Here is a 12,599-nt window from a genome sequence, read left to right as displayed (position 1 = left end):
TAAGAATTAAAAGTTAAAAATTAAAAGATGGCTCCGGAGCGTTAGCTGCTCTCGCCATTCTTGTCAATTCTTAATTTTTAATTATTAATTTTTAATTGAAAGAAAGCATGAACCAGCCGTTTGCCTATATCCACCCCGAAGCAAAAATTGCCCATAACGTAGTGGTAGAGCCATTCTCCACTATTTATCAGGACGTTGAAATCGGGGAGGGTACCTGGATTGGTCCGAACGTGACCATTATGCCGGGCGCCCGGATTGGCAAGAACTGTAAGATATTTCCAGGCGCCGTCATTTCCGCCGTACCGCAGGACCTGAAATTTGCGGGCGAAAAAACCACGGCCCACATCGGCGACAACACCGTGCTTCGGGAGTGTGTGACGGTGAACCGCGGCACCGTGGACAAAATGCGCACCGTAGTAGGTAGCAACTGTTTGCTGCAAGCCTACGTCCACGTAGCCCACGATTGCACCATCGGCGACAACTGTGTCATTTCCAACGCCGTGCAGATTGCTGGGCACGTTACTATTGGTGATTGGGCTATTTTAGGTGGCACTTCTGCAGTGCATCAATTCGTGCAAGTTGGCCAGCACGCCTTTATCGGTGGTGGCTCCTTAGTGCGAAAAGACGTTCCACCATTTATTAAGGCCGGACGCGAGCCGCTCACCTACGCGGGCGTTAATTCGGTCGGGCTGCGGCGCCGGGGTTTTTCCGAAGCTGCTATTTTGCAGGTACAACAGTGCTACCGCTTGTTATTCATGAGCGGGCTAAATACCAGTGATGCTCTTGATAAGATTGAGCTGGAAATACTGCCGAGCCCCGAGCGTGATGAGGTAATCAACTTTATCCGTACCTCTGGTCGGGGTATTGTCAAAGGCTTCTCGCGCAGCGCCGACAGTGCAGATTGAGGCGCATTCGTTAAGCAAGCGCTACTTGCGCGAGTGGATTTTTCGGGACTTGACTCACACGTTTCAGCCGGGGTCGGCCACGGCTATTCTGGGCCCGAACGGCTCGGGCAAAAGCACGCTGCTCAACACGTTGTCGGGGCAGCTCCTGCCTAGCCAGGGCATGCTGACCTACTCCTGGCAAGGCAAACCGGTAGCCGTGGACGATGTGCCACGCCTGCTGGCGTACTGCGCGCCCTACCTGGAAGTAGTAGAAGAGCTAACGCTCACGGAGCTGCTGCACTTTCACACCCGCTTTAAGCCTCTGCGCCCCGGCCTCACGCCCCAAAAGCTGATTGAGTTGATGTACCTCGAAAACTCGCGTCATAAATTGGTGCGCGACTTTTCCTCAGGCATGAAGCAACGCTTGAAGCTAGCCCTAGCCCTCTACGCCGACGCCCCCCTACTCCTGCTCGACGAGCCGACCACCAACCTCGACCGGGCCGGCGTGGCGTGGTATTTGGAGCACGCCCACGCCACCATTGCCGAGCGCACGGTGTTGGTCAGCTCCAACGTGCCGGAGGAATACGAATTCTGCCCGAACCACCTCAACGTCACGGATTTTGGAGCGCGGGCAGCCCGCTGATTATGGCTGGTAGCGCGTATATTTGATTATAACCTATTTCGGTATGTCAGCCCAACCACAACCCTATATTACACCCGAGGAGTACTTAGCCGCTGAGCGCGCTGCCCATCGTGATATAGCTGGTAAGCACGAATACTTTCAGGGAGAAGTATATGCCATGGGCGGCGCTAGCCGGCAACATAACTTATTGGTAACCAATTTGATTGTGGGACTAGATACGCGTATTGGTGATGCCTGCAACGTGTATCCTAGCGATATGCGTGTACATGTAGCCAGCAATGGTTTATATACTTACCCGGATGTAGTGGTAGCGTGTGGAGACGAAGAGTTTTTGCCGGACGCCTACCTGGATACACTGTTGAATCCGGTTGTGCTGGTTGAGGTTTCTTCCCGCTCCACAGCACAATATGATCAGGAAGGCAAGTTTCTTCTATACCGCAATATTTCCAGCCTGCGGCACTATTTGCTGGTTGATAGCCAACGTGTACGCATACTATGCATCACGCGACTGGAGGCCGATACGTGGAACTTTCGCGAGTACAGCCAGCTGACTGATCAAGTACTATTATCCGCTTTGGAAGTGGAAATTCCTGTCAGCGAAATCTACCGAAAAGTACCTTTGCCGGCTGCTAATGGCGCTTTGTAAGATTCTCTTTACCTTTCGCCCAAACTTCTAAATGCCCTCGCCGTATCTTCGCCCTTGGGCAGCGGCGCAACGAAGCTGCTTTATTTTTTTCACCTCTTTTCGCCCCTTACCACGGCTATGAGAACGTACGACGACTTCGACGACGACAACCTCGACGATGACGACGAGCTTGACAATTTTGCTAAAGCCGGCGGCAGCAAAACCCGCGGCAGTGCCGAGGATAAGCTCTCGGCCAAATACTCCGACTACCTGATGTGGCGCGACACCGGCTCCTCGCACGACGAGGCCCTGGACCTAGCCAGCATGACGGAGGAAGAATACGCCACAGCAGAGGCTGCCGACGACTCCAGCGACAGCAGCGGCTTCGGCAGCTTCGATGACGATCTGGATGATGATGATGACCTGGATGATGACGACACCTACAGCAGCCGCAGCAGCAAGCGCGGCGGCAAAGGCCGTTACGACGATGATGATTACTAATGTGCTGATTTTTTGATGTACTGGTATGCTGATTTTCTGCACATTTAGCACGCAACAAATACAAGAAAGAAGGCCCGTGCTTGCATAAGCACGGGCCTTCTTTCTTGTATTTCCATCAACAATCAGCACATCAACTCTTGCCAAATACACGCTTCAGCAGCTCTGTAGTACGGGCTACGGGGTTCTCACGGATATTGGCTTCTTCCTGCGCTACCAGTGTAAACAGGCCATCGATGGCTTTGCCGGTGGCGTACTGGTTGAGGTCAGTTTGTACGGGCGTCACCAATGGGATTCTGTTGTAGCGGGTGGTAAGGGCCGTGTAGTAGCGCGTGGCGTTCACTTTATCCAACGACTGCTGAATGATGGGCTGGAAAGCCGTAGTGAGTTGGGTTGTAGTGGTGCGCTTGAGGTACTGGGTAGCGGCGTCTTTCTGGCCAGTCAGGATACCCCACACGTCTTTGAACGTCAGGCTTTTGATGGCAGCCAAGAAGATAGGTTTGGCGCTCTTGGCCGCGTCTTCGGCCCCACGGTTCAACGATAGCTCAAACTGGTCTACCTGGCTACCCAACCCAATAGTGCGCAACGTGTTGGCTACGCGCTGGGCATCGGGAGGAAAAGGAATCCGAATGAGCTTGTTGAGGTAGAAGCCGTCCGTTTGAGAAGCCTGATCGGTGCCTTTGCTGATGCCCTGGATCAGGGCTTGTTTCAACCCTTCCGCCGCCTCCGTCTGACTTACGGAGCCGGTGGTAGAGGTAGTGGTGGTCTTCTTGGTAGTAGGCAATTTGATACCGCCAATTTTGGGCAGCTGGAATATCTGGGCCGAGGCCATCGTATTCAGGCCCAACAGCAAACCAGCAAGAAGAAAGGAGGAGCGAAGATTTTTCATAACTCAAAGCAGCGTTTCACAGTTAGTGGAAGCGAATCTTTTCTTGAAAAGACACAAACCGGACCAAAAACCTTCGCCCCTCTCCCTTCCCACGCTATGCAACAGGTACCTAATGCGGAAATCATAACCATCGGCGACGAGCTGCTCTACGGCCAGGTTATCGACACGAACTCGGCCTTTATGGGGCAGGAGTTGGGCAAGCTCGGCATCCGGGTACGGCAGATTTCCAGCGTATCGGACCGGGGCGCCGAGATTGTGCAGGCCCTGGACGCTGCCCGCGAACGGGCCGACGTTATCCTACTCACGGGTGGCCTCGGCCCCACTAAGGACGACCTCACCAAGCACGTGCTCACCGAGTATTTCCGCTCGGAGCTGGTGCTGCATGAGCCTACCTTGCAACACGTAGAGGCCATCTTTGCCCGCTACAACCGGCCCATGCTGGACGTGAACCGCCAGCAGGCGTACGTGCCGCGCGTGTGCGAAGTGGTGCCTAACCCCATGGGTACGGCGCCGGGCATGTGGTTTGAAGACCGGGGCACGGTGTTCGTATCGATGCCGGGCGTGCCGTTTGAGATGAAGCGCATGATGACCGACACGGTATTGCCGCGCTTGCAAGAGCACTTTCATACGGCGCCCATCGAGCACGTGGTGGTGCAGACGGTAGGGCTGGGCGAGTCGTTCCTGGCGCAGCAGATTGCCGATTGGGAGGACGCCCTACCCCCCAACGTGAAGCTGGCCTATCTCCCTTCACTTGGGACTGTACGCCTGCGCCTCACCGGCACCGACGACGGCCAGCCCGACCTGCGCGGCCGCGTGCTAGCCCTACTCCCTGCGCTGCGTGAACAGCTGGGCACGCATATTTTTGCCGAAGGCGAAGTGAAGCTGGAAGAAGCCGTTGGCCAATTGCTGCGGGAGCGAGGGCTTACGGTGGGCACCGCCGAGAGCTGCACCGGCGGCTACATCGCCCAGCGCATCAGCAGCGTGCCGGGTAGCTCGGCTTATTTTCAGGGTAGCATCGTGGCGTATCACAACGATATTAAGATGAAAGAATTAGGCGTGAAGCCTGAAACCCTGGAAGCCTATGGCGCCGTGAGCGAAGCCACTGCCCGCGAAATGGCCGAAGGTCTCCGCCAGCACTTGGGCGTAGATGTGGCGGTAGCTGCTAGTGGCATTGCTGGCCCCGGTGGTGGCACGCCCGAAAAGCCGGTGGGCACCATCTGCATTGCGTACGCCGACGCTCATCAAACCGTTAGCCGCCAGCTTAGCTTCGACCGGGGCCGGCAACTCAACATCGAGTATACCTCCACCGCCGTTTTGAATCTGCTGCGTTTAAGCTTGCCACCGATAGTGTAAGGGCGGCTTGCTCGCTCAGCCGCTCCTTACCTATTGCGTGCAGCCTAGCTGCTTTCTGCTACCTTTGCGGCACCAATCCTCCCCCACCCTTAACTTCTCTATACCTCCCGCAACCTATGGCACGAGTGGAAATGACGATGCCCAAAATGGGCGAATCCATTATGGAAGGCACCGTTCTGAAATGGCTGAAGCAAGTAGGCGACACCATTGAGCAGGACGAATCGGTGCTGGAAGTAGCTACCGATAAGGTAGATACGGAGGTACCCGCCCTTCATGCCGGCGTGCTGCAAGAAATTTTGGTACAGGAAGGCGACGTGGTACCAGTGGGTGCGCCCATTGCTATTGTCGAAACCGATGCTGCTGGCGCTAGTGCTAGCGCTCCTGCCGCTGCGGCAGAAGCTACGCCGCAGGCTTCTGCGCCCGATACATCTGACGACGAGGAGGAAGCTGCTGCTACGGTGCCGCACGTGCCCCATGATACGCCCCCAGCTTCTAGTGTAGCTTCGCCAGCCGCGGGCCGTTTCTACTCGCCTCTGGTGCTCAGCATTGCCCGCGAAGAAGGCATTTCCCTGGCCGATTTGGAACAATTGCCCGGTACCGGCGCCGAGGGCCGCGTGACCAAGAAGGACATTCTGGACTACGTAGCCGACGGTAAGAAGCCGCTAGCTCAGCCGCAAGCCGCGCCGGCTCCTACCCCCGCTCGTGCATCTCAGGCAGAAACCCCTGCAACTCCCGCAGCCCAGCCCGAAGCAAAAGCCACTACTGCGCCGAAACCCACTGCTACCACAGAGTCGAAATCCAAACCGGCTCCATCGGTAAGCGGCAACGACGAGCTGGTGGAAATGGACCGCATGCGCAAGATGATTGCGCAGCGCATGATCGACTCGAAGCGGATTTCTCCGCACGTTACCTCCTTTGTGGAGGCCGATGTGACGGAATTGGTGAACTGGCGCAACCAGCACAAAGACGCATATAAGAAGCGCACCGGCGAAAACCTCACGTTCACGCCGCTGTTCATTCAGGCCATTGCCCGCGCTATACAGGACCTGCCGAACATCAACGTATCGGTGGAGGGCGACTACATCATCAAGAAGCGCGACATCAACATTGGTGTGGCCGTGGCCCTACCCTCCGGCAACCTAATTGTGCCCGTGATTCACAACGCCGACCAGCTGAACCTGAACGGCTTGAGCAAGCGCGTGAACGACCTTGCCAACCGTGCCCGTCAGAACAAACTGAAGCCTGAAGATTTGGAAGGCGGCACCTATACGGTCAGCAACGTAGGCTCGTTCGGCAACGTGATGGGTACGCCCATCATCATGCAGCCGCAAGTGGCCATTATGGCCGTGGGCGCTATCAAGAAGAAGCCGGCCGTAATTGAGACGCCCCAAGGCGATTTGATTGGCATCCGCCACTTCATGTTCCTCTCGCACAGCTACGACCACCGCGTGGTGGATGGTTCGCTGGGCGGTATGTTCGTGCGCAAGGTAGCCGATTACCTGGAGCAGTTCGACCCCAATACTACCATCTAGCGCCGTATCTTCGCACACTGGTTTCGCATAAGCCCATCCAGCCGGATGGGCTTATCTTTTTGCTTATTTATCCTGATGAAAAACTACGTTTTCCTGGCTGCTTTGCTTATCGCGCTGGGCCTGATTCTCTACCTATTCCGCCAGCTCACGGCCACCGAAGAAGCCTTGAAACTAGCCGAAAAGCGTTTTGCTGACTGCGAGCAAGTCACGTTTCAGCTGCAAATGCAGAACCGTGGTGTTGCGCCCCGCGGCCGGCAAGATGTCACGCGAGACACGTTACAGTAAGGTAATTGTAAATAAAACAGCCGTGTCATCCTGAGCTTGCGAAGGACCTTATTACGCCAGAATGGTCATCATAGCAATGACTCGTTCTCACGTGATAAGGTCCTTCGCAAGCTCAGGATGACACGGCTGTTTTTACTCCAACCAACCTACGCCCGCATGCCCAGCACCAGCATCATAAAGGCATACTGCCGGGCCGTGTCGTGGAGGGATTTGAAGCGGCCGGAGGCGCCGCCGTGGCCGGCGGCCATGTCGGTGTGCAGGAGCAGCATATTGTTATCTGTTTTCATCATACGGAGCTTGGCTACCCACTTGGCCGGCTCGAAATACTGCACCTGCGAGTCGTGTAGGCCAGTGGTAACGAGCATGTTGGGGTAGGCTTGCTTCTTCACGTTGTCGTAGGGCGAGTAGGACAGCATGTAGTCATAGTACTGCTGCTCGTTGGGATTGCCCCACTGGTCGTACTCACCAGTGGTCAAGGGAATGCTTTCGTCAAGCATGGTGGTTACCACGTCCACAAACGGCACGCCAGCAATGATGCCTTTGTATAGGTCAGGGCGCATGTTTACCACGGCGCCCATCAGCAGACCGCCCGCCGAGCCGCCCATCGCAAACAGCTTCTCCGGCGAGGTATACTTCTGCTGAATCAGGTACTCCGAACAGTCGATGAAATCGGTGAAGCTGTTCTTTTTGTGCAGCATACGGCCGTTCTCGAACCACTCCCTACCCATTTCCTGCCCGCCCCGAATGTGGCAGAGCACATAAGCAAACCCTCTATCCAGCAAACTGAGGCGAGCCGCCGAGAAGCCGGGGTCCTGCGAGAAACCGTAGGAACCATAAGCGTACTGCAACAGCGGCGCCTTGCCGTCTTTCTTGAAGCCTTTCTTATAAACAATGGAAATCGGCACCATGGCCCCGTCGCGGGCTTTCACGAAGGTGCGCTCCGTCACGTAGTCTTCTTTCTTGAAGCTGCCTACCACCTCCTGCTGCTTGAGCAAAGTGCTTTTGCCGGTCGCCATGTTGTAGTCATAGGTAGAGGACGGCGTGGTGAGCGAGGTGTAGTTGTAGCGCAGCACCGGCGTATCTAGCTCCGGATTTACGCCGATGGTGGCGGTATACGCCGGCTCACTGAAGGTCATGTAGTTTTTCTTTTTGTCCTTCAGACCCATAATGAGCAGTTGGCGCAGGCCTTCCTTGCGCTCGTTCACCACGAGGTAGTCCCGGAACACATCGAACGCATCAATAAACGCGTCTTTACGGGCCGGAATAACGTCTTTCCACGCCGATTTGGCGGTGTTGCCTACGGGAGTTGCCATCAGGCGGTAGTTGGGCGCCTCCCAGTTGGTGCGCACATAGAACTGGTCGCCTAAGTGCTCCACGTCGTAGAGGTGGTCCTTTTCGCGGGGTAGGAAGGTTTTGAACTCGCCGGTGGGCGTGGCGGCATCCAGGTACCGAATTTCGTTGGAAAGGGAGCTACCGAGCGCCAGGAAGATGTATTTCTTTGATTTCGAACGACCTACTCCTAGATTAAAGGTGTTATCCTTTTCCTCGTATATCAGCTTATCCTGTTTGGGGTCGGTGCCGAGGGTATGGCGGTAGAGTTGGTAGGGCAGCAGCGTGGTCACGTCCTTTTTGGCGTAGAACACGGTTTTGTTATCGGCGGCCCATACGGCACTGCCGCTGGTGTTCGGAATGGCTTCGGGGTAGGCCTTGCCCGTCTTCAAGTCCTTGAAACGCAGCGTGTAGAGGCGGCGGCTCACGGTATCTACGCCGTAGGCCATCAACTGATTGTTGTCGCTGACTTCGTAGCCGCCGATTTGGAAGTAGGTCTTACCCTGACCCATTTGGTTGGCGTTCAGCAGCACTTCTTCCGGCGCTTTCAGGTCGCCCTTCTTGCGGCAGTAGATGGGGTACTCGCCGCCTTTTTCGTAGCGGGTGTAGTAGTAATAGCCGTTGTCGCGGTAGGGCACCGACTCGTCCTGCTCCTTGATGCGGCCCTTTATTTCCTGGTAGAACTTCTCTTCCAGGTCCTTCACCGGCGCCATCATCTTATCGAAGTAGGCATTTTCAGCATCGAGGTAGCTGATTACCTGCGGGTTGGTGCGCTCGTTCAGCCAGTAGTAATTGTCGGTGCGCACGTTGCTTCCCATTTTCAGCTCTTTAGGCTTCACCAGAGCCACAGGCGGGGTAGGCGCCTGCTGTGCCTGGGCCCCGGCGGCCATAGCTAAAGCGCTGAATAGGATAGTAGATTTCTTCATCGTTGTGGAAGGGGTAGGGTTTGGGAGGGAAAGATACAGCCGTGGAGCGAGGGTTGCACCGAGTTACACAGCACATACAAAAACGTCCTTTCGATCGCAAGGAGAAATCTCGCGTGCTGACGAAAGATACTATTCTTCATCAGCACGCGAGATTTCTCCCTACGGTCGAAAGGACGTCCTATTAGTTTACTCCTACCCTTTACAGTGCTGCTAAGCTCTGCTCCAGTGCCGTAATCTTGGCTTCGGCGTCGGCTAGCTTCTGGCGCTCACGCTCTACCAAGTCGGGCTTAGCGTTTTGCACAAACTTCTCGTTGGCCAGCTTTTTCAGCACCGAATCACGGAAACCTTGAGCGTATTCCAATTCCTTGGTCAGGCGCTCTTTTTCGGCACCGAGGTCAATCTGGCCTTCCAACGGAATAAAGAACTCCGAGCCACCCGAAACGAAGCCTACCGCGGCGGCGGGCGCAGCGTCTACCACATTGATTTCCGTTAGCGCCCCCAGCTTGCGCAGGATGCCATCGTAGTCTTGTAGCAGCTGCACGTCGTCGGTTTTGGCGGACAAAGTCAGCGGCTTGTTGGGGCCGAGGCCTTTCTGATTGCGGATGTTGCGGATACCGGCCACCACGTCCAGCGCCTGGCTCATGCGGGCCAGCAGTTCGGCGCCACCGACTACCGGCTGCGGCTTGGGCCAAGCGGCCACGCAGAGGTAGTCCTTATCGGTGCGCTCGGCCAGTTCGTGCCAGATTTCCTCCGTGATGAAGGGCATGAACGGGTGCAGCAGCTTCAGCAGGGTTTCGAGGTAGGCGGTGGTGTAGCGCAGCGTTTCGGCATCGATAGGAGCCTGGTAGGCGGGCTTCACCATTTCCAGGTATACCGAGCAGAAGTCGTCCCACACCAGCTTGTACACCGTCATCAGCGCGTCCGACATCCGGAACTTCTCGAAGTGCTCGTCCAGCTCGGCTAACGTGGTTTGCAGCTTCGCCCCGAACCACTCCACGGCTTTTTGATTGGCGAAGGGTAGGGCGGCGTCTACCTCCCAGCCCTGCGTGAGGCGGAAAGCGTTCCAGAGCTTGTTGGTGAAGTTGCGACCTTGCTCCACCAGCTTGATATCAAACAGCAAGTCGTTGCCGGCTGGCGAGGAAAACAGCATGCCGGTACGCACGCCGTCGGCGCCGTATTGGGCAATGAGGTCGAGCGGGTCGGGCGAGTTGCCGAGTTGCTTGCTCATCTTCCTACCCTGGTCGTCGCGTACAATGCCGGTGAGGTAGACGTTGCGGAAAGGCACTTCCTTGCGGTATTCCAACCCAGCCATAATCATGCGGGCCACCCAAAAAAACAGGATTTCGGGAGCCGTTACGAGGTCGTCGGTAGGGTAGAAATAGTTGATGTCGGCGTTGTCGGGGTCCTTGAAACCGTCAAATACCGAAATCGGCCACAGCCACGATGAGAACCACGTATCCAGCACGTCTTCGTCCTGGCGCAGGTCGCTGGCTTGCAGGTTTTGGTTGCCGCTTTGCTCGCGGGCGAGCTTCAACGCTTCTTCCGAGTCCAGGGCTACTACAAACGAACCGTCGGGCAGGTAGTAGGCCGGAATGCGCTGGCCCCACCACAGTTGCCGCGAAATGCACCAGTCGCGCACGTTCTCCATCCACGCGCGGTACATGTTCTTGAACTTGGGCGGGTGCAGCTTGATTTCGTCATTTTCGACTACTTCCAGCGCCTTTTTCGCCATGTGGTCCATCTTGCAGAACCATTGCAGCGACAAGCGCGGCTCAATCACGGCGCCGGTGCGCTCCGAGGTTTGCAGCACGCTGGCGTACTCCTCTACCTTGTCAAGCAGGCCGGCTTCTTCCAGGTCCTTCACCACGTTGCGACGCGCGGCAAAGCGGTCCTGCCCCACGTACAGAACCGCTTTTTCGTTGAGCGTACCGTCGTTGTTGAGAATGTCGATAACGGGCAGGTTGTGCTTCAGGCCCAGCTCGTAGTCGTTCAGATCGTGCGCGGGCGTCACTTTCAGCGCACCCGTCCCGAAGTCGATGCTCACGTACTCGTCGCCAATCACCGGAATTTCGCGGCCCAGCAGCGGAATCCGAACCCGCTGCCCAATCAGGTGCGTGTAGCGTGGGTCGTTCGGGTTCACCGCTACGGCTACGTCGGCCATAATGGTTTCGGGGCGGGAAGTAGCCACCGTCAGCGCTTGGCCTTCGGTCCCTACTACCTCGTATTTGAGGTGGTACATCTTGGCCATCGTGTCCTTCGGAATTACTTCCTCGTCACTCAGCGCGGTACCGCCTTTGGGGTCCCAGTTCACCATGCGCACGCCGCGGTAAATCTGGCCTTTGCGATACAGGTCCACGAATACGCGCAGTACGGCCTCGGTCAGTTCGGGCTCCATCGTGAAGCGCGTGCGGTCCCAGTCGCAGCTGGCGCCCAGCTTCTTGAGCTGCTCCAGAATGATGCCGCCGTACTTTTCTTTCCAGTCCCAAGCATGGGTCAGGAACTCCTCGCGGGTCAGGTCTTTTTTGCTGATGCCTTTTTCCTGCAACAGCGCTACTACCTTGGCCTCGGTGGCAATGCTGGCGTGGTCGGTGCCGGGCACCCAGCACGCTTCCTTACCCTGCATGCGCGCCCGGCGCACCAGCACATCCTGAATGGTATTGTTGAGCATGTGGCCCATGTGCAGCACGCCCGTTACGTTGGGCGGCGGAATCACCACGGAGTAGGCGGGCTTGCGCGGGTTGGGCTTGGCGTGGAAAAAGCCTTTTTCCTGCCAGCGCTGGTACCATTTGGCTTCAACGTCGGCGGGAGAGTAGGTTTTGGCGATGGACATCGACGGGAGAATCTAGTTGAAAGAGCAAAAATAGGGATTTAGTAGGGTCTGGGTAGTGAGTTGACGTGAGACTAGGTAGGACCTGTCATCCTGAGCGGAGCGAAGGACCTTCTCACGCGAAAACGATGAACAGGGGACGAGTCATTGTTGCGACTGTCTTTCTCACGTGAGAAGGTCCTTCGCTCCGCTCAGGATGACAGACGTTTTCTTCCCTCAGCCTCATCAACCCAATTTCCCTACCCCACAAAAAAGCCTACCTCTTGGCAGAGGCAGGCTTCTGAGTGATAAAGAAGCAGCTTACGCCTCGGCGTGCAGCCACTCTTTCTTTTTCAGTAGCTCCGGCTCCGATTCGCGGTAGTCGGGGTCGTCTACGCAGCAGTCTACGGGGCACACGGCGGCGCACTGGGGCTCCTCGTGGAAGCCAACGCACTCAGTGCATTTATCGGACACGATGTAGTAATACTCGTCGGAAATCGGGGTTTGCGGGGCCACGCCCGACACCACGGTACCGCCGTCCATTTCCACTTCTTTCAGGGCCGTTCCGTCGGCCCAGCGCCACTGGGCACCGCCTTCGTAAATAGCATTGTTGGGGCATTCCGGTTCGCAGGCACCACAATTGATGCACTCGTCGGTTATCATGATGGACATAGCCGTCTGTATTTTTATGCTGAGGTAACGTCGTTGCTTACGTAAAAAGCGCCGCAAACGTAACGCGGGTCGACAAAAATAGAAACTAACTCGCAGTGCGCGTAATTTTAAGCGTTGAATGTTGATCTGAAATGGGCTTTCTAGCCCTGCTTCACTC

The 12,599-nt window shown here is 56.3% G+C and carries 11 protein-coding genes; 7 read left to right on the top strand and 4 right to left on the bottom strand.

Going from position 1 to position 12,599, the window contains the following annotated elements; translation table 11 throughout:
• Positions 1-107 precede the first annotated feature (107 nt).
• The 4 genes from lpxA to F1C16_RS06130 all read left to right on the top strand — a co-directional run bounded on the left by lpxA (position 108) and on the right by F1C16_RS06130 (position 2,653).
• A complete protein-coding gene (gene lpxA / locus F1C16_RS06145) occupies positions 108-905 on the top strand; it encodes an acyl-ACP--UDP-N-acetylglucosamine O-acyltransferase (RefSeq protein WP_185283466.1) in 798 nt (265 codons plus the stop codon).
• Complete coding sequence (locus F1C16_RS06140) at positions 865-1,527, top strand: ABC transporter ATP-binding protein (protein ID WP_258049039.1); 663 nt, start codon at positions 865-867, stop codon at positions 1,525-1,527. Before lpxA ends, F1C16_RS06140 begins: the two co-directional genes overlap by 41 nt.
• Positions 1,528-1,570: 43 nt before the next feature.
• A complete protein-coding gene (locus F1C16_RS06135; protein WP_185283465.1) occupies positions 1,571-2,173 on the top strand; it encodes a Uma2 family endonuclease in 603 nt (200 codons plus the stop codon).
• A gap of 117 nt (positions 2,174-2,290) precedes the next feature.
• Positions 2,291-2,653, top strand: a complete 363-nt coding sequence (locus tag F1C16_RS06130) for a hypothetical protein (protein WP_185283464.1) — start codon at positions 2,291-2,293, stop codon at positions 2,651-2,653.
• 130 nt (positions 2,654-2,783) lie between these two features.
• Here the strand turns inward: F1C16_RS06130 and F1C16_RS06125 are convergent, their stop codons facing one another.
• Positions 2,784-3,539, bottom strand: a complete 756-nt coding sequence (locus tag F1C16_RS06125; protein ID WP_185283463.1) for a DUF4197 domain-containing protein — start codon at positions 3,537-3,539, stop codon at positions 2,784-2,786.
• 96 nt (positions 3,540-3,635) lie between these two features.
• On the opposite strand from F1C16_RS06125, the gene F1C16_RS06120 reads away from it, so the two are divergent.
• The 3 genes from F1C16_RS06120 (at position 3,636) to F1C16_RS06110 (ending at position 6,709) form a co-directional block, all read left to right on the top strand.
• Positions 3,636-4,892 carry a competence/damage-inducible protein A gene (locus F1C16_RS06120; protein WP_185283462.1) on the top strand — a complete coding sequence of 419 codons (1,257 nt, stop codon included), beginning with the start codon at positions 3,636-3,638 and terminating at the stop codon, positions 4,890-4,892.
• A 116-nt stretch (positions 4,893-5,008) separates the two neighbouring features.
• On the top strand, positions 5,009-6,424 hold the full coding sequence (locus F1C16_RS06115; protein WP_185283461.1) for a dihydrolipoamide acetyltransferase family protein: 1,416 nt from the start codon (positions 5,009-5,011) through the stop codon (positions 6,422-6,424).
• Between the two features lie 75 nt (positions 6,425-6,499).
• Positions 6,500-6,709, top strand: a complete 210-nt coding sequence (locus F1C16_RS06110; protein ID WP_185283460.1) for a hypothetical protein — start codon at positions 6,500-6,502, stop codon at positions 6,707-6,709.
• 146 nt (positions 6,710-6,855) lie between these two features.
• Here F1C16_RS06110 and F1C16_RS06105 read toward each other — a convergent pair whose 3' ends face one another.
• The 3 genes from F1C16_RS06105 to F1C16_RS06095 all read right to left on the bottom strand — a co-directional run bounded on the left by F1C16_RS06105 (position 6,856) and on the right by F1C16_RS06095 (position 12,442).
• Positions 6,856-8,964 carry a S9 family peptidase gene (locus F1C16_RS06105; protein ID WP_185283459.1) on the bottom strand — a complete coding sequence of 703 codons (2,109 nt, stop codon included), beginning with the start codon at positions 8,962-8,964 and terminating at the stop codon, positions 6,856-6,858.
• A gap of 199 nt (positions 8,965-9,163) precedes the next feature.
• Positions 9,164-11,794, bottom strand: a complete 2,631-nt coding sequence (locus tag F1C16_RS06100; RefSeq protein WP_185283458.1) for a valine--tRNA ligase — start codon at positions 11,792-11,794, stop codon at positions 9,164-9,166.
• Positions 11,795-12,091: 297 nt separating this feature from the next.
• Positions 12,092-12,442, bottom strand: a complete 351-nt coding sequence (locus F1C16_RS06095) for a 4Fe-4S dicluster domain-containing protein (protein WP_185283457.1) — start codon at positions 12,440-12,442, stop codon at positions 12,092-12,094.
• Positions 12,443-12,599 lie beyond the last annotated feature (157 nt).

It is taken from the genome of Hymenobacter sp. NBH84 (assembly GCF_014217645.1).
Classification (GTDB): domain Bacteria; phylum Bacteroidota; class Bacteroidia; order Cytophagales; family Hymenobacteraceae; genus Hymenobacter; species Hymenobacter profundi.
This window is presented reverse-complemented; position numbering and strand designations above follow the sequence as displayed.